Annotated in this window: 19 protein-coding genes and 1 tRNA gene; 9 read left to right on the plus strand and 11 right to left on the minus strand. The window is 58.0% G+C overall.

Going from position 1 to position 24,828, the window contains the following annotated elements; genetic code table 11:
• From Q4E11_RS09415 to Q4E11_RS09445, 7 genes are all read left to right on the plus strand, one after another.
• A partial coding sequence (locus tag Q4E11_RS09415) for a VaFE repeat-containing surface-anchored protein (RefSeq protein ID WP_303165378.1) occupies nucleotides 1-1,822 on the plus strand: 1,822 nt, incomplete at its 5' end.
• Between the two features lie 15 nt (nucleotides 1,823-1,837).
• On the plus strand, nucleotides 1,838-2,713 hold the full coding sequence (locus Q4E11_RS09420; protein ID WP_303165379.1) for a class F sortase: 876 nt from the start codon (nucleotides 1,838-1,840) through the stop codon (nucleotides 2,711-2,713).
• A 65-nt stretch (nucleotides 2,714-2,778) separates the two neighbouring features.
• Entirely contained in the window at nucleotides 2,779-3,141 is a 363-nt protein-coding gene (locus Q4E11_RS09425) for a hypothetical protein (protein WP_303165380.1), read from the plus strand.
• A gap of 1,223 nt (nucleotides 3,142-4,364) precedes the next feature.
• On the plus strand, nucleotides 4,365-6,002 hold the full coding sequence (locus Q4E11_RS09430) for a SpaH/EbpB family LPXTG-anchored major pilin (protein ID WP_303165381.1): 1,638 nt from the start codon (nucleotides 4,365-4,367) through the stop codon (nucleotides 6,000-6,002).
• 301 nt (nucleotides 6,003-6,303) lie between these two features.
• Nucleotides 6,304-7,344, plus strand: a complete 1,041-nt coding sequence (locus Q4E11_RS09435) for a class C sortase (RefSeq protein ID WP_303165417.1) — start codon at nucleotides 6,304-6,306, stop codon at nucleotides 7,342-7,344.
• A complete protein-coding gene (locus Q4E11_RS09440; RefSeq protein WP_303165382.1) occupies nucleotides 7,337-8,242 on the plus strand; it encodes a SpaA isopeptide-forming pilin-related protein in 906 nt (301 codons plus the stop codon). Before Q4E11_RS09435 ends, Q4E11_RS09440 begins: the two co-directional genes overlap by 8 nt.
• Nucleotides 8,243-8,251: 9 nt before the next feature.
• Nucleotides 8,252-12,334 (plus strand): LPXTG cell wall anchor domain-containing protein, encoded by a 4,083-nt coding sequence (locus Q4E11_RS09445; protein WP_303165383.1) that lies wholly within the window; start codon nucleotides 8,252-8,254, stop codon nucleotides 12,332-12,334.
• A gap of 176 nt (nucleotides 12,335-12,510) precedes the next feature.
• Here Q4E11_RS09445 and Q4E11_RS09450 read toward each other — a convergent pair whose 3' ends face one another.
• On the minus strand, nucleotides 12,511-13,089 hold the full coding sequence (locus Q4E11_RS09450; RefSeq protein WP_303165384.1) for an RNA polymerase sigma factor: 579 nt from the start codon (nucleotides 13,087-13,089) through the stop codon (nucleotides 12,511-12,513).
• 241 nt (nucleotides 13,090-13,330) lie between these two features.
• Between Q4E11_RS09450 and Q4E11_RS09455 the strand changes: the two genes are divergently transcribed.
• Entirely contained in the window at nucleotides 13,331-14,875 is a 1,545-nt protein-coding gene (locus Q4E11_RS09455; protein WP_303165385.1) for a catalase, read from the plus strand.
• A 181-nt stretch (nucleotides 14,876-15,056) separates the two neighbouring features.
• On the opposite strand, the gene Q4E11_RS09460 is transcribed toward Q4E11_RS09455, so the two are convergent.
• The 10 genes from Q4E11_RS09460 to Q4E11_RS09505 all read right to left on the minus strand — a co-directional run bounded on the left by Q4E11_RS09460 (nucleotide 15,057) and on the right by Q4E11_RS09505 (nucleotide 24,308).
• A complete protein-coding gene (locus Q4E11_RS09460) occupies nucleotides 15,057-15,398 on the minus strand; it encodes a hypothetical protein (RefSeq protein ID WP_303165386.1) in 342 nt (113 codons plus the stop codon).
• 140 nt (nucleotides 15,399-15,538) lie between these two features.
• On the minus strand, nucleotides 15,539-15,850 hold the full coding sequence (locus tag Q4E11_RS09465) for a hypothetical protein (RefSeq protein WP_303165387.1): 312 nt from the start codon (nucleotides 15,848-15,850) through the stop codon (nucleotides 15,539-15,541).
• A 674-nt stretch (nucleotides 15,851-16,524) separates the two neighbouring features.
• On the minus strand, nucleotides 16,525-16,869 hold the full coding sequence (locus Q4E11_RS09470) for a monovalent cation/H(+) antiporter subunit G (RefSeq protein WP_303165388.1): 345 nt from the start codon (nucleotides 16,867-16,869) through the stop codon (nucleotides 16,525-16,527).
• Nucleotides 16,870-16,885: 16 nt separating this feature from the next.
• On the minus strand, nucleotides 16,886-17,176 hold the full coding sequence (locus Q4E11_RS09475; protein WP_303165389.1) for an MnhF protein: 291 nt from the start codon (nucleotides 17,174-17,176) through the stop codon (nucleotides 16,886-16,888).
• Nucleotides 17,173-17,661, minus strand: a complete 489-nt coding sequence (locus Q4E11_RS09480; RefSeq protein WP_303165390.1) for a Na+/H+ antiporter subunit E — start codon at nucleotides 17,659-17,661, stop codon at nucleotides 17,173-17,175. Before Q4E11_RS09480 ends, Q4E11_RS09475 begins: the two co-directional genes overlap by 4 nt.
• Nucleotides 17,661-19,196, minus strand: coding sequence for a monovalent cation/H+ antiporter subunit D family protein (locus Q4E11_RS09485; RefSeq protein ID WP_303165391.1), 1,536 nt, complete (start codon nucleotides 19,194-19,196; stop codon nucleotides 17,661-17,663). The genes Q4E11_RS09480 and Q4E11_RS09485 overlap by 1 nt, the downstream gene beginning before the upstream one ends.
• An 11-nt stretch (nucleotides 19,197-19,207) precedes the next feature.
• Complete coding sequence (locus Q4E11_RS09490; RefSeq protein ID WP_303165392.1) at nucleotides 19,208-19,696, minus strand: sodium:proton antiporter; 489 nt, start codon at nucleotides 19,694-19,696, stop codon at nucleotides 19,208-19,210.
• Entirely contained in the window at nucleotides 19,693-22,848 is a 3,156-nt protein-coding gene (locus tag Q4E11_RS09495; RefSeq protein ID WP_303165393.1) for a DUF4040 family protein, read from the minus strand. The genes Q4E11_RS09490 and Q4E11_RS09495 overlap by 4 nt, the downstream gene beginning before the upstream one ends.
• 316 nt (nucleotides 22,849-23,164) lie before the next feature.
• Nucleotides 23,165-23,241: transfer RNA gene (locus tag Q4E11_RS09500), tRNA-Pro, on the minus strand.
• 104 nt (nucleotides 23,242-23,345) lie between these two features.
• Nucleotides 23,346-24,308 (minus strand): metallophosphoesterase, encoded by a 963-nt coding sequence (locus Q4E11_RS09505; RefSeq protein WP_303165394.1) that lies wholly within the window; start codon nucleotides 24,306-24,308, stop codon nucleotides 23,346-23,348.
• A 39-nt stretch (nucleotides 24,309-24,347) separates the two neighbouring features.
• Between Q4E11_RS09505 and Q4E11_RS09510 the strand changes: the two genes are divergently transcribed.
• Nucleotides 24,348-24,809 (plus strand): GatB/YqeY domain-containing protein, encoded by a 462-nt coding sequence (locus Q4E11_RS09510; protein WP_303165395.1) that lies wholly within the window; start codon nucleotides 24,348-24,350, stop codon nucleotides 24,807-24,809.
• The last annotated feature ends 19 nt before the right edge of the window (nucleotides 24,810-24,828 follow it).

Raw genomic sequence — 24,828 nt, forward strand, 5'->3', positions numbered from 1 at the left:
CATTGTTGGCACCGGTCAGCTGACCTTTACTGCCGAGGCTTCTGAGGGGACTGCAGTCGTTGAGATTGCCGTGACCTCTGATGTGCCGGTTGCTTCTGCTGTTGCCTTTGAGACTTTGACTTCGGCCCAGGTCAATAAGGATGGTTCGGCAAACGAGACTGGTGAAAACACTGTCATCGCTGAGCATAAGGACATCAACGACAAGGCTCAGACCGTAACCGGTGAGACTCCGCAGACCCCGACTACTACGCCGGGTAAGCCGGGCGAGTCGACGGAACCGTCGACCCAGCCGTCCGAGTCCACCACGGAGGAGACTACTTCCGAGGAGACGACCGAGAAGACTACCCAGCCTTCTGAGTCCACCACGGAGGAAACCACTTCCGAGGAGACTACTGAGACGACGACCGAGCGCACCTCGGAACCGTCTGAGGAGCCGACTCCGCTGAACCCGTCCATCAAGACGGTGGCAGAGCTGGAGGGCAACGAAATCGTTGCCGGTGCCGAGGTCACTGACACCGTCACTTACGAGGACCTGGTTCCGGGCGCTGAGTACACGCTGGACGCTTCCTTGATTAATAAGGAAACCGGCGATGTTATTGGTCGCGGTGCAGTCAGCTTCACGCCGACTACTTCCAGCGGCAAGGTTGATGTGGTCATTACGGTTAACAAGAACGTCGACAAGCCTGTTGCAGAGGCTGTGGCCTTTGAGAAACTGACGTCGACCCAGGTCAACAAGGATGGCTCGGTGAATGAGGAAGGCACCTCCAAGGAGATTGCCAACCACGAGGACATCAACGACGCCAACCAGACTGTGACCGGCGATGTCCCGGAGACTCCGGAGACTCCGGAAACCACGGAACCTGAACAGCCGACCGACGAAACCTCGACCACTACCGAGACGACGGAGCCGACCACGTCCACGACCGAGCCGACTCCGAACCCGGGCGGAGAGAAGGAGCCGAGCGAGACTCCATCGACGGAGCAGACCACCGAGAAGACCACTGAGCCGACTGACTCCACGGACACGACGGAGCCGTCTGACCAGCCGAGTGAGACCCCGTCGACCGAGCCAACCGAGCCGACCGACAAGCCGAGCGAGACTCCGACGACCGAGCCTGGTCAGCCGGGCAAGCCAGGTAAGCCGGGCCAGCCGAGCGAGAAGCCGTCTATCGAGACTTCCGCTGGTATCGCTGGTAAGGCAATGGTCGAGAAGGGTGCAGTTGTCATCGACACTGTTCACTTCACTGGTCTGAAGCCGGGCACCAAGTACGAGCTGACTGGTGAGCTGATGTGCAAGGACACCGGTAAGAGCACCGGTGCAGTTGGCACGATGCAGTTCGTCCCGACTACGTCGGCAGGCAGCATCGATGTCCCGATCGTCATCACTGATGATCAGTGCGCCACCCAGGTTGTCTTCGAGACCTTGACTGACGTTGACGGTAAGACTGTTGCTGTCCACCACGACATCAACGATGAAGCTCAGACCGTCACCGATGGCAAGACTCCGGAGCAGCCGAGCGACAACGGTCAGCCGAATGACAACGGTTCCGACAACGGTCAGCCGAACGACAACGGCACCGACAATGGTGCCGACAACGGTCAGCCGAACAAGCCGGGCAAGTCTGGCAACACCACTAACAACAACCTTGACAAGACTATTGGCCAGAACAACCAGAACGTCACCATCATCGGTGGTACTGGCCAGAACGATGTTGAGGATCACGGTAAGGCACTGGCTCCGAACGCCGGTCGTCAGACCATTAAGTCCGTTCCTTCCGGCTCGACCGGTGGGGATGCTCACGCTATGCCGCGAGTGGCTTAAGAAATTGGAGATTCAATGAGCGATCAGTTTAATTCGGACGACGAAGCCCGTCACGACGAAGCCCGCCAGGGCGATGTCCCTAATGGTGATGCCCTCAACGGCGATAGCGCCAATGGCAACGACCGCGACGGTCTTCCCGATGGCGAAGCCGTCACCGACGCTGCCCACGAGGACGGCAACGCCGACGGCACCGACGGCAACGCTGACGACGCTGATACCACCGAGTCCACCTCGGAGGAGTCAGCCACCAAGTCCGGCAAGCACGCAGCTCCGGCGGGAGAGACCCCGTGGTGGAAGCGTCCGCCGTTCATCATTGGCGCGGTTGTTGTGGTGCTCATCATCGTCCTGTTGCTCACGCTGACAGGTAAGGATGACAAGCCATCCAGCTCTCTGGAGGGTGCGCAGGAGCACATTCCGGCGCCGGCTCAGGGAACCCGCGATTCCGTGCAGAGCATGGAAGTGGAAATTGATGGTAAGTCCGCTCCGGTTGATCTCGTCCAATTAACTGATCAGGGATCTCTTATCCCGCCGACGGATGTTTCTCGCCTCGGTTGGTACGCGGCATCGGCAATTCCGGGTGCGGAGGGGCCGTCAGGTTCTTCCGTCATTACCGGTCATGTCAATGCCGCTGACCAGGGCGAAGGCTACGCAGCTCGGTTTGCTGACCTGAAGGTTGGTGACACCGTGACTGTGAAGGTCAATGGTGAGGACCGTGATTTCACGGTCAGCAAGGATCCAGTTCACGTGGTCAAGGGCGCCGATATGCCTGAGTCCGTCAATGACGCTAAGGGCGAAAACCGCCTGGTGTTGATCACCTGTGGTGGTGAGTACGTCGGCGGCAGCCTTGGCTACTCGGACAACATCATTGTCGAGGCTGACCCAGTGCGCTAATCCGCAGTTCAGTCCAAAATCTCAATCCATAACGCCCCGCGCAAGCGGGGAGGAAGGCGCACACAATGCAGAAGTTCATCAGGTTCGCAGGGTGGGCACTGACCCCTATCGTTTTCGCTATCCCGATTTTCATCGCCGCCAATGCAGGCGCGACCCCAGTCGGAGCCGCTAACGACACCGCAACGACCCACCAGGCGCAGCGTTCGATTCTGCACACGGGTAAGGCAGCTGTTGACCGGTTCGTCACCAATCTGGAGGCCGCCGACGGCAAGGACTACGTCAACATTAAATTCACTGGCGACCACAGTGCCGAGGTTCAGATTCTGCCCGACGGTATGACTGACGAAGGCCAGCAGAAGGTCGATCAGATTACGGATGTGTTGAAGCTCAACGGCTACGATGACATTCGCTTTTGGGCAGTGCTCTAAGGCATAGTCCCAGTTCATACGCGCCTCGGCGTGGTACGTGCTGTAACGGCATGTGCCCGCCAAGGCGCGTTTTCTTTATCTTCATCGCCGTCTGCACACGCTTTACGACGGCCTCAGCGACCGCGGCTACACGGTGACGTAGGTGCTCCTTCAGCGGGATGTAGCCACATCAAGTAACTACATTTACTGCTTTGGCCTGCAGGAAAGCGTATTCTTAATCGATTAAATCGAAGGCTTTACTAGGAGTATGGCCAAAAGTTGAATGTTGGAATAACCAAAGGTGGCTAAATGGCTACCACTAAGCGGGGTGGGCGTGACGTGAACAACGTAAAATGATTTCCCCTGGCCGGTGAGGCTAAATCAGTTGTTAGCGTCCTAAAATAAGGGCACCTAATTTGGCGTCACTCAATTGGGCGTATATGTGAATAGCTAGATGACCAGCGACGATGCGGCTACTTTCGCTTGTAGGGGTGACTCGTTGTGGTTGTCGTGTTTGAAAATGTCTAAATGCTAATAACTGCGAATATTAGTGAATAATGAACTACTAAAATATGCGATTCGCTTATTTATGATAGTGAGTTCTCGACATTAATAAACAGTTTTACTGTGAGGATACTGAGTGGTGAACATGCGGGGTTAAAAGTAGGACTAAACCTTCAAGGTGGTAGTCACTGATTAGGATTGTGTAATCGTCTTAAGTGTGAATATCGCTTCTTTGTGATGATGCCTGCTGGGTGGTGATGGGTCGGTGAGGTGGCCGACGGGATTTAATGCCTGAGGCCTGAAGTGGTGTGTCCATACGCCTTTAACCTGCAAGTTCGTGTGCCCAATGCTCTGATAGGTGTCGACAATGGCGATTTATGGGGTAAATTTCAACCATCTCTTGAAGATGTAATCAAACCCACATTGAGCTGCTTTTACTGGGTAAGTAAAAGCCGTTCAATATATTTGACCAGCGTAAATGCTGCAAGTGGTCAACTATGTGCTTATTGATAGCTAATCGCGCATTGTTCGAAGTGGTGCAAGAGTATGAGTTTCTGGTTTGCGGACTAACTCGTTATGGCTATTGTTATGAGTGATCCGGGATAGTTCCCTGAGCGTTGCCTAAGAAATGGGTCGCCGGGAACGCCGTTCTGAAAGGTTCAGGCGCGGCGGTGGCTTGGGTCAAGTAACTCGCAGGCGAAGAAATCCTTCGTTTGCTTGCACTGAAAAGGACTTTTCGCGTGAACAAGTTTTCTCGTACGGCTCGCTCCGTGACGTTCGCTGCTATCGTCGGCCTGTCCATGGGTATCTCTGCTCCAGCTGCTATTGCGCAGGACACTGCTATTAATCAGGCTGCTGGCGATTCTCCGCTGGTGAACAAGGATGCCAAGGGTGCGCTGACTATTCACAAGTTCGGTAACCCGATCAATGAGGGACAGCCGTCGGGCACTGAGGCCGATGTCAACGACGTTAAGGCTAACGGTGGCGAGGCACTTCAGGGTGTTGGCTTCACCGTGTACCAGATCAATAAGACCGCTGACGGTGCTACCGATATCAACGTCACCACCAACGAGGGTCTGCTGGCTGCCTCCAAGCTGACCGCAGGTCAGTTTGCTACTGGTACCCAGGCAACCCAGGAACTGATTGATAATGGCGTTCTGACTGAGGTTGCTAAGGGCACCACCGATGCTGATGGCAAGTGGGTTGTCTCCGAGAATCTTGACCTCGGCGCGTACCTCGTGGTTGAGACCACTCCAAAGGAGGGCTACGACCCGGCTGTTCCGTTCATTGCATTCGTTCCGATGACCAGCAATGGTCAGGTCGGAAATGAAACTCAGGGCGCTACCTGGAACTATGATGTCCATGCGTTCCCGAAGAACTACAAGGACGAAGAGCCGACCAAGACTGTTTCCGATAAGGATCAGAACGCTGGCGATGAGAATCTCGTCTACACGGTCACCGGTACAGCTCGCCAGCTGAAGCCGAACACGGAACGCACCCAGTTCCAGATCACTGACCAGATTGACCCGAAGCTGGAGGTTACCGGCGTAGAGGTCAAGATTGTCAAGGCCGATGGCTCTGCCGACCAGGCTCTGACCGCAGAGAACGACAAGGACGGCAAGTTCTTCGAGGGTAACAACGTCGATGTCGACCTGAACTCGGATGTTGCGAAGTCTCTGGCGGCCGGTGACAAGGTTGTCGTCACCATTACCACCAAGCTGAAGGCTGAATTCCAGAACGCTACCGACATCGCACCGAATAAGGGTCTGGTCTTCCAGAACAACCCGGATGGCACTGAGAATCAGACCCCGAAGGAAACTCCGGAAGTCAAGACCTACTGGGGTGGCCTGCAGTTCAAGAAGGTCGACGGCCAGGGCAACGCACTGGAAGGTGCTGAGTTCCAAATCGTCCGTCAGGATGCTGGCCTTAGCTGCTCCGACATCGATACGACCGCTGCAACCTCCTGGACTCCGGTAAACGGTCAGCAGAACGGTGAGGTTAAGACCACCTTCGTTTCTGGCCAGGACGGCATTGTCAAGGTCACCGGCCTGCATGTTAACGACTTCGAAGACAACGCTGTGGTTACCGACGCTGAGCAGTCGCACTACTGCCTGATTGAGACCAAGGCTCCGAAGGGCAAGGAGCTGCTGCCGGAGGCTCTCGAGTTCAAGCTGGTTGCTACCTCCACCGACCCGGAGCGCGTCTACGAGCTGGCTTCCGTTCAGGTTGGTCCTAACCCGGGCGAGGTCGTTAACACCGACGACACCACCCCGAATCTGCCGATGACCGGTGGTGCCGGTGTTGGCATCCTGGCTGCTATCGGTGCCGCAATTGTGGCTGCCGGTGCTTGGTTCGCACGTCGCGGTTCCAAGAACTAAGTCCGTAACGGACTGAAAAGTCAGCGAGAATCCGCAAACTCGAAAGCTTGCTGACAACCGGGTCACCGTCATAGGTGACGGTGACCCGACCGGGAAAGTAGCTGCCCGGTAGCAAGCAGGGTGTGCGTTGCGCACCCTGCTTGTTGTGGCTTAAAGAACTATGAACGTCGTTAAGCCAAAAGAGCTACCAGATTTTTCCTCGAGCCTTGTGACCGCGGTTCCCGAATGAGGCGGTCGGGTTCGTCAATCGGTAGATACATTTCTATGGAGTAAAGCTGTGAACCCAATGTCCGCGTCTCAGATGGGGGACGAGGCTCAGGTTGAGAAGCCGGAAGCCGGTAAGCACAGGCAGCCGAAGAAGAATTCACTGCTGCTGCCGGCGCTGATTGTGGTGCTCGGCATGCTCGTGATGCTGTACCCGGTGATTTCCACTGTGTGGAACAACCACGGTACGACGAAGGCTGCGGAAGAATACGCGAAGCTGGAGAAGGGCGTTCCACAGGAAGTGCTGGACACGCAGTGGGATTCCGCGCACGCCTACAACGAAAACCGCAACACCGGCCCGATTCTGGACCCGTGGTTGGCTCGCATTGACGACGGCAACGCTGAGTACGCGGCCTATCTGAAGGAGCTGTCGGAAACTGATGCGATGGCGCGTCTGGTAATTCCGAGCATCAAGGTGGACTTGCCGGTCTACCACGGTACTGAAGACAAGACTCTGCAGAAGGGGCTTGGCCACCTCTACGGTTCGGATCTTCCGGTCGGGGGCGAGGGAACTCACTCCGTCATTACTGGTCATACCGGCCTGTCGAATGCGACGCTGTTTGACAACCTGTCGAAGGTCAAGGAAGGCGATGCCTTCTATGTCCAGGTCACGGGCCATAAGTTGAAGTATGTCGTTGACCAGATCAAGGTCGTCCTGCCAAACGAGACCGAAGGCCTGCGCCCGGTCGCTGGTAAGGACTACATCACCCTGATTACGTGTACTCCGTATGGCATTAATACTCATCGTCTGCTGGTGCGTGGTCACCAAGTTCCGATGGATGAAAACGATGCTGCAATTCTGGACCAGACCCACGGCCCTGGTTGGCAGTGGTGGATGTACGCCCTAGTTGCAGCAGCCGTGCTGGTTGGTGCTGGTCTCGGTTGGTGGCTGTGGCGTCAGAAGAAGAAGGCTGATGAGACCGATGAGGTCGACAACAACTCTGAGTCTGACGACAACGTCGACGAAAGTGCCGAGGAAAGCACCGAAGAAACCGCTGCGGACTCCGACGAACAGTCAGAAGCACCGCAAGAGCCTAACGACGATCAAACGTCCTGGTGGGAGCGTGAAGATGATTAAACATTGCAATAGCCAGATTCTTGGCAAGTCCCTAGCATCCGGCCTTATTGCTGCATGCGCTTTCACCGGTATCGGTCTCGGTACCGCGCAGGCGGCAAGGATCGTCGGCGATGCCGATTCGGTGGCTGCTGGACAGACGGCTGGGACCGATAGCTTGAGCATTACGCTCTCGCAAGGCAATCCGGATGATGAGCACTCCGGAGTCACCGGTTCTATTAGCGGTGTGACCATTCACCTGAACCGACTGTCCGGTATTGACCCGCGGGTTCCGGCCGATAAGGCTCGCGTGGAGAAGGCTTCGATTGCTGAGATTCAGGATTGGTCGAAGAACCTGCATTACTCCGCAGTGACGGATGACAACGGTACCGTTCGTTTCAGCAATCTTGAGCCAGGCGTTTATTTGGTGAGTTCCACCGCTCCTGATGGCAACTACCGAGAGATTAACTCCTTCCTCGTTGCCGTGCCTTTCTACACTGTGACGAATAATCCAAACCCTGTCGAAGGCGTGGTAGTGGCGAAATCTCATAAGCCGGGAACTCCGCCACCGACCACTCCGGACGTGCCTCCAACAACTCCGGGTGTGCCACCGACGACCCCAGGTGTGCCGCCGACGGTTCCTGGCGTTCCACCGGTGACTACAACTCCAGGAAAGCCTCCGACGCCGGGGATCCCAGGTATTCCAGGTACACCCGGAACTCCAACAACTCCCACTCAGCCAGGCACCCCGGGAACCTCGGGGCAGTCTGGTGTTCCGGGAACTTCGGGTAGCTCGGAGTCTAAGGGCCCACTGGCAATCACCGGTGTTCAAGCACTCGGACTTGCTGGCATCGCCGCGATGCTTATTGGTGGCGGCGTGGCAATCATTGTTACCGCTCAGCGAAAGAATCGTAAAGGATAACGGCAGAACATGCGAAACACAATTTCGTTAAAGACACTGCGTTCTGTATGGCAGGAGAATTCTGTCGGCGCAGCTATACGCACTGCTTTTGCACTCGTGCTTGTTTTTGCTCTGATTCTGCCGGGGCTTGCTCCGTCGGGGTCCGTGCTGTCAGCACCGAAGGCGGATGCGCAGACTGCGTGGGAGGATTCTGGGACGGCATTTGTCCCGGATACGATGACCTCCGATTACAAGCGGTCATACAACATAACGGTCAATAAGTCAGGCACAATCAACAAGATAGTGTTGGAAGAGCCGAAGCTGATTAAGCCGACAGATCCGATTCAGAGTGGTGCCCGCATCGAGGTGGGCTCTCAGAAATACTCCACTGATCAGGTGCAGTGGAGTTTCGCGGTTGGCCGATGGGAAGCGGTACTTCCGGATGTGCCGGTCACTGCCGGTACTGAAGTCCGTTTTGTTATTGGCTCTTACAACCCGAAAAATCCGCTTCCTAAAATGACCGTCTACGGCAAGTCTGCAGCGCCCGCTCTGACCGAGGTGACGCCTGCTGCGCCGACCGTGGCCGATTCTGGTCAATGCGATGTTCCGAAGACGGTGACAATTCCGCAGGTGGATGGTGTTATCTATAGCCGTCAGGACAACGGTGACACTGTAGTTGTTACCGCAACGCCGGCGGATGGTTATGTGTTCCCTGCAGGTACTCAGACCCGCTGGGAGTTCAATATCGCAGCGGAGCCATGCGGAAGCACCGATCCGACCGATCCCACGGAGCCGCAAAACCCGGATCCAGAGAACCCGAACTTCTCTATCACAGGCGTTGGCGGCATTGAGCTGAAGGACACGAAAACCACCGGTTCTGGTCGTGGCCCGTATTCGTCGACCGCGACTGCTGTGGGCAAGTCGACCTTCGAGAAGGTCGTTGTTCGTCTGGAAAAGCCGGGGCAACGATTTACTACTCGCGATTTCACGTTCAACCTCAATGGTTTCACCGAACCAACTTCCACTGAATTGAACGTAATCCGCAATGATTTGGGCCATCTAGAGTTCGAGTTCTACCCGGTTCGCAATGGCGCGCGCGTGCCGTCGATTGAGCTGACCGACGGCGCTAGCTTCGAATTGATTTCTGCATTCTCCTTCGACCCTGCGGGTGCGAAGGTAAGCATGGACATTCATGGTACGAAGGCTCCCGTGCCAGCGTTCCCTCCGGAAGGGACCGTGAAGCTTCCGCAGTCCGACCATCTGTGCGGTTTTCAGGATGGGGTTCCCTACCTGAAGAAGTGGTGGCGTACCGGCGATAACAACAGTGGTGCCACGCAGAACGTCAGCATGCTGGAAATCAAGTTGAACAATGCATCGGCAATCGATGTCAATGACCCGCGTTTCCGCGTGCAGTTCGGTAACACCGGCAACAATTCTGGTTTCATGAACCTCTACTACGGGTTAGATTTCAGCACCCGCGTCGAGGGCAACTCCCTGTTCATCATCTTCAACAACCCCCTCAAGGCCCCGCCCCACCAGTACTCGGACTTCCACGTCTTCATCCCCGGCGCAAACGGTGGTGCGTGTGATGATTCCGTGCTGACGATTTGGGGCGTTGATAAGGACAACCCGGATACGGGCACTCCGTGGCGAAAGGACACGGGCACTCTCGGTGGAGGAACCGAGGACTCCAATATCCCGAAGGTCAGCTCCACGGGCGTGGACGGGTATGTTCACCTGCTCAATTACGGCACTCAGTGCGAGAGCGGCCGCTACGGCATGATCACGAAGTGGGCTAACGATCAGGGTAATGAAAAGGTGTACTTGAATGGAGACCTGTCGATGGTGTCCGTGGACATGGGCTCCAACATCGGCAAAGTCAGCGACTATCCGAGGCTAAGCGTATCGGTGTACCGCGACCTGAATCTGGGTTCGACATTTGGGATGCAGACTAGGGGCCCGGGCAGCTACACCCTGAGCATTGAGGGCACCCGACTACTGATTAAGTTCAACCAGCCGATCCCGAACAACGGCGCCGCAGCCCGAGCGGTCCGGATTTCCATGGGGAGACCGACGACGGCCTGTGGCTTTAACTCCGTGAAGCTCTACCGTCAGGCCAAGCCGGTGCCTACGAGGTGCGAAGGCAACCCGCTTGGCGCCCCGATTCCTTACATGGGTAACGGACGCGCCGTGTCCCCGCGCCAACCCGCGCGCGAGCTGACTGCTCAGGAGCGTGCGGAGGGCCACCGCGTCTACGTGGCATCCTCTCCGACGAGTGGGCAGGGGCGCTACTCGACGCGCCTGTTCTACCAGAAACAGGGCGCGGACCAGTTCGTACCAATCGGTAATGAGACTGGCTGGGTGATGAACTCGCTGGCGTACAACCCGGACGATAACTGGCTGTATGCCATCTCGCAGGCACGCATCGGCGACAACAAGTTGGTCAGCGACGCCACATCGGGTGATGGAAATAGCTATTCGTGGAAGACGAATGTCTTGCCGCTGGAGGATCCATGCTTCCCGGCCGGTCACCTGCTACAGATCAACCCCGTCACGGGTGAGGTCTTCAACCTCGGGCGCGTGACCAAGCCGAACTCCACGGACTATGCCTTCGCGGGTAAGTACGACCAGCCCTGGCCCAATGACCTCTGGGGAGGCATGACCAATGGCTTTATCGACGGCAACGGCGACTTCTGGGTCGGCAACGGATCACTGTCCGGTAGTGGCGCGCTGTACAAGGTCAACATTGATCACGTCACTGGAGCAGTGCGCTGGGGTAACCCTGGCGATTTGAGCAACGCGCATTCGAACTTTCGCGCGGAGGACTTTGTGTCCCTGCCCAAGAAGGTCGGCGACCAAAGCTTCTCCAACGGTCTGTACGCCTGGGGCATCAAGAGCGCCTGGGCCGGGAACGCCGGCGAGGTGAAGCTCATTCGAGTCGATCTGCGCAACGGTGCTAAGCAAGAATTTGATATCTCCAACTTGCGAACCCCGACCGGCAAGGTCATTGAGGCTGGGAAGCAGTGGGGTAAAGCGTGGACCTACGGTAACGGCGACCTTGGATTCGGAACTGGCAGTAGTGGCGCGAACGCCACCGGTGTGCGTATCAAGGTCACCAATCCAGATTCAGCGAACCCGACCTTCGAGCTCGTGAGCATCGAGAACAACGTGCCTAAGTCGTACAACACTGACGGCACTAGTAACGGTACAGTTCCCCTGAAAACGGACCTTAAAGTGACCAAGGAGTTCTTAGGTATCGACGATTCAGTCACGCCGAAGCGTCTCAAGTGGCGTGCGACGGTTTCAAACCTTGGCCCCGATGGTTCGTCGGGCTTTGTCCTGACTGACCAACTGCCGGCCGGTCTCTCAGATGTACAGTTCTTGAGTTCCACTCACAATGTGAACGTCACTGTGTCTGACCAGGGCAAGGCTTTCCAGGCTGTCTTTGGTGCATTGAAGGCTAACGAGTCCGCAGCGCTGGAGTTCTCCGCTGCTGTTGCTGGTGATACTCCTGCTCGTTGCGTCCCAAATACAGCGACGGTTGTCGGCAATGAAGTTGATCCTGATCCGAACAACAACACCTCGACAGCAGAGTGTCCGCCGGAGTCGCCGGATATTGATATCCGTCTGCAAAAGGTGGATTTCAATGACGAGGCAGTAAAGCTGGATGCGTCATTCAAGCTGTTCGACACTATGATTGGCCCAGATGGAACACCGCAACCAGCCGGTGAAGGTACCGACATTCATGTGACCAAGGACGGTTTGTCTGGTACGGCGACGGTGACTTCTGGCAAGACGTATTTCTTGGTGGAGACTCGTTCTCCGGATGGCTACTCATTGTTGGCAGAGCCGATTCTGCTTTCGGTGACCCGCGGCGAGGATGGTAAGGCCAATATCGAGTTCCAAGACCAGAAGAACGGCTTCCCGGCGTCGATCGTTCCGCCTACTGATGGCTCGGATCCGGATGTGGTGACTATCCAGATTGCGGACATCACCAATGGCGAACTCCCCAAGACCGGTGGTGCCGGTGTGGGAATCTTGGCGCTGATTGGTCTGCTCATTGTCTCCGCAGGTGTGTACGTCGCACGACGCGGTAATAAGGACAAGGAGTAGGACTAAGCCGCGCAGCAAGGCAAGGGCAAGGGCAAAAGGCAGGGGGCTAGGCGCTCAGTCTAAGTCCGAGCCATAACCTAGAGGCCACCAATAAAAAGGAGCTGTTCACGAAATGTGGACAGCTCCCTTGTCGCATCTAGAGCGATCGGCCAAAACTAGAGCGCAGCGCGAGAGCCTTACGACGCGCGGTGGTTGCCGCGGTCGCTGGGGCCGTCGTTAAGCGCGCTAATCAGCTCCCTGCGTGCGCGCGCGACACGGGAGCGAATGGTGCCCACGCGACACCCGGTGATTTCGGCGGCTTCGGCGTAGGAGTAGCCGAGGACCTGGGTGAGGATGAGCGCCTCGCGGCGTTCTTCGGGGAGTTGTTCGAGGAGCATGCGGGCATCGGCAAGCTCGGACCACGAGTCGCCGCTGCTGAGATTGTCCGCGGTGTTTTCGACCTCGACGGCGGACTTCTTCGGCCGCGCCGAATCATGCCGCACCGAATCCACCCACGCGCGACGTGCAAGCGAGAGCAACCACGTGCGCGCCGAGGAACGCGCGGCGAAGCGGGGGAGTGAACCCATGACACGCAGATACGTCTCCTGCGTGAGATCATCGGCGGCTTCCGGCCCGCCCAGATGGGCGACCAGCCGCCAAACATCCTTCTGTGTGAGCTTGACGAACTCCGTCAGGGCAGCGCGATCTCCGCGGCCGGCTTTGAGGGCCAGGTCGGTGATGTACTCGTCGCTAGGGGCGAGTGGCGCTTGCTTCATGCAGCTCAGCATATCAAGTTCTGGGTGAAGCCCATTATTCCGGCCAGTGCGGGCGCGGTCTTGCAAGGGCGTGCGGAGTTCGCCGAAGGGCACCTAATACATCGATAACCTATATCAAAAACAAAAAACCAATAGATAAAACCAAATTGAGCGTGTATGGTGGTGAGTGTCACGGTCTGTAACGGACTTTTTCGACAACTCCTAGCTTTCCCTTCGAATCCAAAGGAGGAACCTCACCCCCATGTCCAACAATCAGCCAGAAAACAAGTACACCGGCGCAAACGAGGCCACAACCCGCCTCAACGGCGCGCCGGTTCCCACCGAGCAGCACTCTGTCACCAGCGGTCGTCAGGGCGGAATTTCGCTTGCCGACGTGCACTTGGTGGAAAAGCTCGCACACTTCCACCGGGAGCGCATTCCGGAGCGCGTGGTCCACGCCAAGGGTGGCGGTGCCTTCGGTGAGCTGACGATTACTGAGGATGTCTCGAAGTACACCAAGGCCGCTGTCTTCCAGCCGGGAACTACCACTGACATGCTGGCTCGCTTCTCCACTGTCGCCGGTGAGCAGGGCTCCCCGGATGGCTGGCGCGATGTCCGTGGCTTCGCTCTGAAGTTCTACACCTCGGAGGGCAACCTGGACATCGTGGGTAACAACACCCCAATCTTCTTTATCCGCGATGGCATTAAGTTCCCGGACTTCATCCACTCCCAGAAGCGTCTGCCGGACTCGGGCTTGCGTGATCCGAATATGCAGTGGGATTTCTGGACTAACTCGCCGGAGTCGGCGCACCAGGTGACCTACCTGATGGGTGACCGCGGTATTCCGAAGACTTGGCGCAATATGGACGGCTTCGGTTCTCACACCTATCAGTGGATTAATAAGGACGGCGAGCGCTTCTGGGTGAAGTACCACTTCAAGACTCGCCAGGGCTGGGACTTCCTCACCGATGAGGAAGCAGCAGAAATGGTTGGCCAGAATGCAGACCACTCCCGCCAGGACCTGTTCGAGGCCATCGAGCGCGGCGACTACCCAACGTGGGACCTGAAGGTTCAGATCATGCCGTACGAGGACGCGGCATCGTACAACATCAACCCGTTTGATCTGACCAAGACCTGGTCGCAGAAGGACTACCCGCTGATTCCGGTTGGTCACTTCACCCTGAACCGCAACCCGCGTAACTTCTTCGCCGAGATCGAGCAGGCCGCATTCGCACCGTCCAACACGGTTCCGGGCGTTGGCTTCTCGCCGGACAAGATGCTGCTGGCACGCGTATTCTCCTACGCTGACGCACAGCGCTACCGCCTGGGTGTCAACCACGACCAGCTGCCGGTCAACCAGCCGAAGTGCCCGGTCAACACCTTCTCGCAGGACGGCTACGGCACCTACCACTACGCCGATCCGTCTCTGCCGGTTCACGGTTCCAACGTTGCTGGACGTGGTCCGAAGGCTGACTCCGCAGATGCTGCTGCAGCCGCTGGTTGCCCGGTTCACTCCAACCACGCTGGCGAAGTTGATGCCACCACCTACGGTCAGTGGGATTCCGTTGGTGAGGAGTTCTACGCCGGTGCCTATGTGCAGCACCCGGAGGATGATGACTTCTCGCAGGCCGGTGACCTGGTGCGCAACGTGATGGATGATGCACAGCGTGACCGTCTGGCAGGCAACATTGTCCGCGCTATGGCCGGGGTCTCCCCGGAGGTGGAAAAGCGCGTCTACCAGTACTGGACCAACGTTGATGAGTGGCTTGGTGCTGAGGTGCAGAAGCGCTTCGAGGCTACGAAGTAGGGCGGCTGGTTAAGCTCTAGACGCAGAAAAGCGCTAGCCCCTCACATGGTGTGAACCATAAGAGGGGCTAGCGCTTTTGAATTTTAAAAATTCTGTCTGTGCACGACAGTCACAGGCCTGCGGCTGCCTGCACACCGCCCGTTTCCGGGCGGTTAAGGAACAACCTTAAGCGTTAGCTACGTTAGGCCTTGAAAGTCGGCAGGCTCGGGGAATCCGGGAACTGCAGCGACGGAGAGCCGAAGGCTGGCTCCTTAGCCTCGGCAGCAGCCTCTTCGCCCTCTTCGACGGACTCAGCGGCGCTGTCGGACTTAACGCCAGTGACGTGAGTCGAGTAGTCGTTGTGGGTGGACTGGTCACGTTCGAAGGTGACGTCCATGAAGTCACGACCGAACGGAGCGTTCCAGTCGCCGGTACGCAGCAGGGTCAGGTCGCCGTCGATGGTCGGGTTGATCTCGACGGTGACGTTTACGGTCGGGCCGGAAGGCATTGCTTCCAGGACCTCAACAATTGGAGTGACGTCCATGTTTGGTGTTCCTTAAAACAGTGATGAATATAGGAAAATCAGTTTTAACTTGACAATAAACCGCAGTCTTTAGTGAAAGACTAGCGGTTTATCGTGTCAAGGATTGGCAGCACCAATGGCCTGCCAGGAAGCCTGAAGGCTTACAGAGCCGAGAGGCCCTTCAGGTCGATAGTCGGGTTCAGGAAGTCGAAGGACTTGGTCTCCTCGGTGTGAGCGTCGGTCTCCGGGTTCAGGAAGTCGGAAACCTCGACGTCGTGGGAGTCGGTGGTGGAGTGGTCATCGGTGGTGGTGATGGAAAGGAAGTCACGACCGAACGGGAGGTTCAGGTCGCCGCCAACGTTAGCGAAGTTGATGTCGCCACCAGCGAACTGGGTGAAGGACGGCAGCGGGGAGCCGATGGTGATCTCCGGGAGAGCCCCAGCGATGCATGCAATGTTCTCTGCGCAAGCCATGAAAGAATCCTTAACTTTTAGGAGTGGATAGAAAACCTGAGCTCGTTCTAGGCGAACTCACAGGAACTAAATCTAACCAACGATTCTGCTCAGTGCAATGGTTTAAGTTGTTGAACAGCCTGTTGGCGCCGTCAACTGCTGGGGTTGAAAATGATTGTTGAGAAAAGTGTCACGCGAAAAACCTGGAAATAATTTCGCCCTCTTATCTTCTTTTAACCGACTGTTTACCGCGACGAACTTGCACAAAAAACTAGTTACAGGAGCGTAACTACATGTGTGCGGTTTCACGTCTCTAAAAATTCCTGGGGGTAGACCTGCGCTTATGTGAAGGCAGTTTACAGAGGTGTCCCTAACGGTGTCCGTTACGGGCGGTAAATAATATTTATCGTCTAGTTGCTGAAACTGATTCGCGCCAATTTAATATTACAAACGCGAAAAAAGTGTAACGCTTGTAGCGTTCGAGGCGAACGGTGGAAGCCTAGGTGAGAATGGGGGTATAAAGTAGGGGTAGCCAATTGGCCCAGCCAGGGAATTCACCGTGCTTTTAGGGCCTCCGCCATAAGAAAGAGGGGCGTAGAAACCTGAGAAAATCAGTGTTCCTACGCCCCTGTATTACAGCCGTATTACTTACCGGCCTTCCGCGCGCCTTTTCGCAGCTCGCGGTTAGGAGTTTGTTACTTCTTCTTATGTACGTAGTCCTCGGCGGAACCATCGCGGGCACCGAGCACGGCGCGTCCCAGCACCTCAGAGGCCACCGTGGCCACAATCAGCACGGCCACAATCGCGATGATGCCGGTAATGAACTTTCCCCACGTCAGAATGCCTAAATCCGCCTCTAGCACGAAGTTGGCCAGCACCAGCGCGGGAATTCCCACCATGATGCCTGAGGACAGCTTATTAACGCGGCTGAGCGCATCCTTAGCACGCCACATCGCCACCACGGAGATCAGAAGGTAGAACGACCCACCTAGGACAAGCACTGTAAACAGTGCGGTTACCAGGAATGATGCGATAGTCATTGCAGTTCAAAACCCCCTAGCGGCGACCGCGAGAAATCACTCGCGACAGACCAACAGTGGACAAAATGCCAAGCAACCCGGCGAGCATCGCAATATCGAACGTGATTGCAGTAGCTCGCAACAGAGCCGTAGTCAGAAACACTCCGACCATTGGGTAGAAGGCTGCGTCGGCAAGCACTGCGCGCGAAACGTTGCCCGGAACGCGGAAGATCAGCACCACGCCCAGCAGCAGCGCAATGGCGCACAGTGCCACGCCGACACCGCCGATGAAAGTGACCACTTCGGGACTAATCAAGGTGTCGTTCATGAGCGGTCTCCTTTACCTTTCTCAGATGCCCGGATCTGGAGCTCCTCCGGCAGCGGAAGACCGTGGTCGACCTCTGCGGCAACGCCCACGACCGCATCCGGGTCAATGAACTGGTTGGAGTCATATTCCTCGAAGACAAACGCCTGCGGGCGCTCAGTACCGCGAAGGCTGGGCTTTAGATGCTCCTCCATGTCATAGAGGGAGTCATACAGCGCGTCCAGATCAGCGCCAAAGATGGCGTGGACAATAAACAGCCTGCCCTTGGCCGTCTCGCGCACGCCACAGACCAGCGTGCCCGGGGTCATGGTGATGGACTCCGCAAAAAGCGTGACCTCCAGGTCAGACTGCACACGCAGTGGCAGGCCAATAAGCACCGGACGCTGCTGCTGGCGCGGGCGCAGAGTATCGGTCACCACGTCCGTGGCAGCCAGAATGACCTGCCAGACCAGCCAGAGGGAATAGCGGATAATGTGCAGAGTCTTCATCAGTAAACACCTCCGATGGCGTTTTGGACTCCGCCGAGCGTGGCCTCACGGTAGCCGTCGATATTCAGCAGCGCATCAGCCGCACCCGTAGTTGCCCACGTGACAGCGCCGACGGCAACGAACATCGCCACCGAGATAATCGCCAGCGCAGCAGACGGCGCAACCAGCGCACCCGGCACGCGTACGGACTCATCCACGCCCTGCATTGGCCGGCCCCAAAAGACCGCGCGCCACATGCGAATCATGGCCAGCAGCGAGCCCAGCGAGGCGATAATAATGGCCGCAATCGCGACAATCGAACGGGCATCGCCAGTCGCGGCGGACGCAAAGACAATGCCAATCTTGCCCCACACACCGGAAAACGGCGGGAAGCCCACAATGGAAAAGCTCATCGCCGCCATCACCCACGCAACTGCCTGGTCACGACGCGCCAGCCCCGAAAGCCTGGAGAGCGTGCCGGTACCGTAGGTCTCTTCCACCGCACCGGAGCCCAGAATCAGAGCACCGACGGTCACCATGTGGTGCACCGCGTAGAAAATACCCGCAGCCAGCGCCGCCTCGGCACCATCGCTGGCATCCGTAAACGCCAGCACGATGAGAATAAACGGCATGCCCGTGACCATTTGGTACGCCAGCACCTCACGCATTGTGGTCTCGGCGAGACCCGCAAACGAGCCGACCAGCATCGAGATTGCCATCACGATAATGATGGGCCAGTGCCACGATGGGTTCATCCCCACAATCACGACGTAAATGCGGAACAGCATGTACACCGCAACCTTCGTATGCACCGCCGAAAACAGGCCCATCACCGCAGGGCTTGTCGACGGATACGTCCGCGGCAACCACGTGTGAGCCGGAACCAGACCAGCCTTCACACACAGCGCAATGATGACAATTCCCAGTGCCACAACACCCGTGCCACCAGGGCCGCCCTCGCTGGCCATATTCGCCAGCATGGCAATATTCACATTGCCCGCCGAACCATAAATCAGCGTGACACCAATGAGCAGCACCGTGGAGGTCAGCAGGTTAACCAGCACGAAGTTACGGCCAGCAGCCAGGCGGTGCCACGTACCCGTCACAGCGATGAGGCCGTAGGAGGGCAGCAGCATGACCTCCATGAACACGAAGAAGTTGAACAGATCGGCAGTCAGGAAAGCACCCGACATGCCGGCCAACATCATCAGCGTCAGGGAGGGGAAGAAGCGAGAGGTGTTCTCACCGGCAACGTGGGCAAACCAGTTGCCAATGGCCACCACCGCGGCGGCTACGCCCAGCATCAGCATGGAGAACGTGTCCGCCAGGAACGGAATGGCGATACCGCCGGGGTAAGCGCCCACGCCGTGGCCGACCGGGCCGTTGGTGGCAACATAGAACATCACCGAAAACGCAGCCAGCGACGACAGTGTCGGCACCAGGATGCCCATGGTCGCGCGCATCCACAGCTTCGGCAGAATAGCCGTGACCGCAGAGAGAATCAGAGGCAGTGCCGCAAACAGCGGCAGCAGCGAGGACAGCGTTGAAGTGGACATTGCAGAGGCTTCTACCATTTCTCGTCACCGCCAATCGAGGATTCGCGCGGGAACTTATCCGGAGCCGGTGTCACACCTGGAGTACCGGTGACCGTGGAGTCCGAGTCCGCCGGAATGTGCTTACCAGCACGGCGACCAGCGGTCGACAGCTGCTGCATAGCCTCGCGGTCCTCGTGAATACGGGTGTCGTCATCATGACCCAAACCAGCCAGAGCCAGCATGAATGCGGTCACAGCCATGGTAATCACGATGGCTGTCAGCACGAAGGCCTGCGGAAGTGGGTCAGCGGTCTGCTCGATGGCGCTGGCACCAGCACCCGGAACATCCTCATTGCCCAGCAGCGGCTCCCCGCGCCAAGCACCGACACCAGTGGACAGAATGATCAGGTTTGCGGCATGGGAAATCAACGTCATGCCAATGACAGTGCGCAGCATGCCGCGCTGAAGCACTAGGTACGTGCCACCGCCTGCGAGGACGGCAGCCATGATGGCGATAATCACTTCTTTGCCTCCTCTGCAACGACGGCATCGTCAATGGTGGCATCAGCATCCGAGGTGTACACACCCATCTTCGGCGGTACCCGCAGGCTCGAGCGGTGCGGGAAGTGCTCCCGCATCACATCATCCGCGCCGGTCACACCAGGACGGTTTGGCCCACCCAGGAGATTCAGGGCAGTTGCCACGATGCCGATGACGGCCAGGTACACGCCGACGTCGAAAAGCAATGCCGTGGTGAGGTGCTGCCCCAAAAACTCGCCGTACAGCGGTGCCAAGAAGGACCCCTTGGCGTATCCGATAAAGCCCGTGGTGATGGCCGTGATGACACCCGCGGCGCTGAGGACGACTGGCGTCTTCTTGCCGAAGACCAGCTCATCGCGATCCTTGGACAGGTAGATCATCATCACTGCAGCGGCACCGATGAGCGCCGCGTTGAAGCCGCCACCCGGAGCCGTGCCACCGCGGTAGAGAACCACAGCGGACAGGACGAACAGCAGCGGTGCCAGCCAACGGACCAGCCAGCGCATCATGATGGAGTTCAGTGCGGGCTCTGCAAGCGGACCCGGCTGATCCAGCAGGTGCGGGAAGCGCGGCATCGAGGTGACAACCGCCGCCATCGCGACACCCGCCATACCGAGAACCGCCAGCTCACCCATGGTATCGAATGCACGGAACTCAACGAGGATCACGTTGACGATATTGGTCTCGCCCGTGACCTTCTCCGTGTTGTCGATGTACCACTGCGCGACCTCCGGCATTTGACGACGGCCAGTGAGGAACCACACCGCGCCAAACGTAGCCAAGCCCACGGCAACAGCCATAACAGCAGCGAAACCGCGGCGGCTCTTCGTGGTCTCAGAAAAAGCGCGCGGCTGGAAGCGCAGGACCAGCATCATCAGCACAACAGTCAGGATTTCCACCATGAACTGCGTCAACGCCACATCCGGAGCGCCCAACATCAGAATCTGCAGCGTGACACCAACACCGGTGACGCTGAGCAGCACGGCTGCCTGCAGACGGTTCTTCGCCCGCAGCGTAGCCCACACGCCAATGAGGACCACGACTAGGGCAATCAGGTCGGTCAGATGGTCGATGCCGTCAATCTTCGGCAGCACCGGAGCGCCGCCAACACCCGGCGCAATAGCGATGACCAGGGCGTATACCGAAAGCAAACCAAGTAGCGGCAGCAGGTGACGCGACGGCTGATGCGACTGCGCCACCTTTGCCATTCCGCGACCAGCGCGCTGCGAGATACTCAGCGACGTATTAATCGCCTCCACACCCGTGAATGGGAAGAGCTTGCGGCCAGTCAAGAACTCATTGACGCGAGCGCGGATAAAGATGAAGCCCACACCCGCAGCCAGCACAATTACCGAGATAATCAGCGGCACATTCACACCGTGCCACAGACTCAAGTGCGCCTCCTGAGTAGTGCCCGGCGGAAGCTGGCCGACGGTATCGGCCACGCGGTTGAGCGGACGATTCAGGATCGCACCGGCAGCGAAGGCCGCCGGGAGGCTGAGCACGCCGGGGATAGCGGCCGGCAGCCACAGGGCAACCGGGGCCTCCGTGATGTGGTCAACATCGCGCGGGCCATCCACGAACGCACCGAAGACCAAGCGTGCCGAGTACGCGAACGTACCAATCGCACCAATCGCCGCCACGGTCAGCAAAATGACCACGCCAGTATTGGTAAATGGCGCGCCCTCGAACGCGGTCAGCATGCCCTCCTTCGACATAAAGCCAAAGAACGGCGGAATTGCCGCCATCGATGCCGCACCAAACACCATCGAGCCAAAGCTCCACGGCATCTGCTTCCACAGTGGGCCCAGGCGACGAATGTCGCGCGTACCCATCTGGTGATCAATCACGCCGGCCATCATGAACAGCGAGGACTTAAACATCGCGTGCGCAATCGTGTGCACAACAGCGGCCATAATGGCGAACTTCGTGCCCACACCAATCGTCGCAACAATCCAACCCAGCTGCGAGACCGTCGAGTACGCAATCAGCTTCTTTAGGTCAGTCTGCTGCAGCGCAAAGTACGCCGTCGCAACAGCCGTCCACATACCCATGACAATCAGCAGCAGCTGCCAGACGCGCACGTCCGCGAACACCGTGGAAAAGCGCATCAGCAGGTAAACGCCTGCCTTGACGACGGCTGCAGCGTGCAAGAAAGCCGACACGGGAGTTGCCGCCGCCATGGCCTCTGGAAGCCAGGCGTGGAACGGGAACTGGGCAGCCTTTGTAAAAGCGCCCAGGGCCACCAGCGCAGCCAAAAGACTGCGGGCGCCCGGATTGGCCTCCCACTCCGGCGAGGCCAGAAGCTCTGTGAGGTTGGTAGTACCCGTCAGCCACACAGCTCCGCCGAGGGCGGCCAACAGGAACAGGCCGCCGGTGAAGGTCAGCAGCAGCGTGCGCAGCGAACCCAACTCACCCGACGAACCCGACCTTGCGATGAGCAGGAACGAAGCCATGGAGACCAGCTCCCACCCGATGAAGAGGAGCATGATGTCGTCGGCAAGCACGAGGAGCAGAACCGCCAGCATGAATGCCGTCATGAGGACGTAGAAGCTCATCGCCGATTTTTTCGGTGGCAGGTACGCGGTGGAGTAGATGAAGACTATCGAGCCCACCAGCAGCGCCAGGAAGCTAAACACCATGGAGAGAGGATCGAGCTTTAAGGCGAACTCAGCTGCCAGATCCGGAGACCAGGGCCTGGACCAGGTGAAGGTGGTGCCGTCTAGTACTGCGCCTGTAAGGCGCGCGAGCTGAACCACCGAAGCGACGAAGAACGCCACGATAGGCCAGCCCGCGTGCCTGCCGAGGAGCTTCACAAACAGCGGTGTCAACGCCAGCGCAATCGCCACCAGCAGCGGGACCGACAGGAGGGTGAAGCTGTTGGTGGTGGTTGTTGCTTGCGCTGCAAGCGTGGTTGCGTGCTCTGTGAGCGTTGTTGTGTGCTCTGCCTGCGCGGTAATTAAGTCAGTGTCTAATGAATGTGCCGTTATGACGTCGGGCGCATTGCCTAAGGCCTCGATTGGGCCCGGCGGTACCGGCACCGATGCCGGTGCTGGTGAGGCTGGTGGTGCGCTTGCCGACGAGGAACTGGCTAAAGAAAAGCTGGCCGAAGCCAGAGATGCCAGGTGCGTCACTTGAAGGCTACTTTCGCATTTTGATTACAATTTCCGTACCCATACAGATTAACAGCCGTGAATTTGGGGCACCTGGGGTAAAAGTGTCAGGCGGGGGCAGGTGGGGTTTGGCTAAATGACCTAGGCTCGCATGTTTGGAGGTTTGGTTTCGCTAAAAGCCCAGGTGGCGGCCGTCGTGAAGCGTGAAAACAGCACGGAGCATGCGAGTCTGCGCCAATTTGACCCCTGTGAATTCGGTTAACCGTTGCTTTTGGCGTGCAGGGTACGAAAAAACCCTCCCTCACCTGAATAAAACCAGGTGAGAGAGGGTTTTACTTGGTCGGGGTAGCGGGATTTGAACCCACGGCCTCTTCGTCCCGAACGAAGCGCGCTACCAAGCTGCGCCATACCCCGAGGCCACAGACACAAAACTGAAACAATGTGCAGTCCCGTGCTTGCGAGGAATTACTTTAGCCCGAGCGTGCTGCAGAATGCAAAACGCCTGCTTAGCAGGAGGTTTAGCGGGAGGGTTTGTGCAGGTCGCGCTCGGTGACCTCAATCAGCGTTGCGGAGGGGCGGCAGAACAGTCGCACCGGCGCGTAAGGAGAAGTTCCCAAACCATTGGAGACATGCAGCCACGTGTGCTCTGTCCAGCGAGACAGCCCGGAGGCCCGCGAACGGTCGATACCGCAGTTGGTCACAATGGCCTTGCCCCCGGGCAAGCACACCTGTCCGCCGTGGGTGTGACCGGAAAGGACCAGGTCATAGCCATCGGAAGCAAAGGCGTCCAACACGTGCGGCTCCGGGGAATGGGAAAGCCCGATGGCGATGTCAGCATCCGGGTTGGGGGCGCCGGCGATCTGCGAGTAGTCATCAAGCTCGTGATGAGGGTCATCCACGCCGGCCAGCGCCACCCGCACTCCGCCTGCGACAAACTCGAGCCGCGCGTGGGTCGCGTCCTGCCAGCCACGTTCAATGAACGCGGCTCGCATGCCACGCCACGGCAGCTCGACACGCGAAGGCTTGCGCTTCTTGCCGGTCAGATACTTCAACGGGTTGACCGGCCGCGGCGCGAAATAGTCATTCGTACCAAACACAAAGGCACCCGGACGGTTCAGCAGCGGGCCAAGTGCCGCAAGGACGCTCGGCACGGCCTTGTCGCTGCCAAGATTGTCGCCGGTATTAATCACCAGGTCCGGATTCAACGCGTCCAGGCTGGCAACCCACCGCTGCTTCAGCTTGTGGCTTGGCAGCATATGGAAGTCGGAGACGTGCAGAATCCGAAATGGCTCACCGGAGCGCTTTCCCGCCCGAGCCAGCGTCCCGGGTGCCAGCACGGGAAGTTGAACGCGGTGGAGTTTGAACGCACGCAATTCCACCTGATTCGCGTAGGTGAACGTCGTCAAGCCGAGTGCTGCGAGGGAGCTAGCGGCGATGGCGGCTCCGCGGAGGAAGTTGTTGGAAGTTGCGCGCGAGTTCATGACAGAGACACTAGCAACTACAGCGGTAATCTATTGGCTATGAGTGAACTGAAGAAAACAATTGTCTCCGATATGACCGCCGCCATGAAGGCTCGCGACAAGGAAACCGTCGCGGCGCTGCGCATGCTCAAGGCCGCAATCCAGACTGAGGAGGTCTCCGGCTCCAAGCACGAGCTCACCGATGACGAGGTGCTGCGCGTAATCGAGCGCGAGGTCAAGAAGCGTCGCGAGTCCGCCGAGATGTACGCCGAAAACGGCCGCCAGGAACTCGCCGACGCGGAGCTCGCCGAGGCTAAGGTATTCGCTCGCTACCAGCCAGAACAGCTTGACGACGACGCCCTGAACAACCTCGTCGCAGAATGTGTAGCCGAGGTTGCTGGCGATGACGCTCCGAACATGAAGATGATGGGCCAGGTTATGAAACTGGCCAAGGAAAAGGCCGCGGGCCAGGCTGATGGCAAGCGCCTTTCCGAGGCCGTTAAGACTGCTCTGCAGGGCTAATTTCCCTGGTCAGGCCCGC

The sequence above is a fragment of the Corynebacterium sp. genome (assembly GCF_030532195.1).
Classification (GTDB): Bacteria; Actinomycetota; Actinomycetes; order Mycobacteriales; family Mycobacteriaceae; genus Corynebacterium.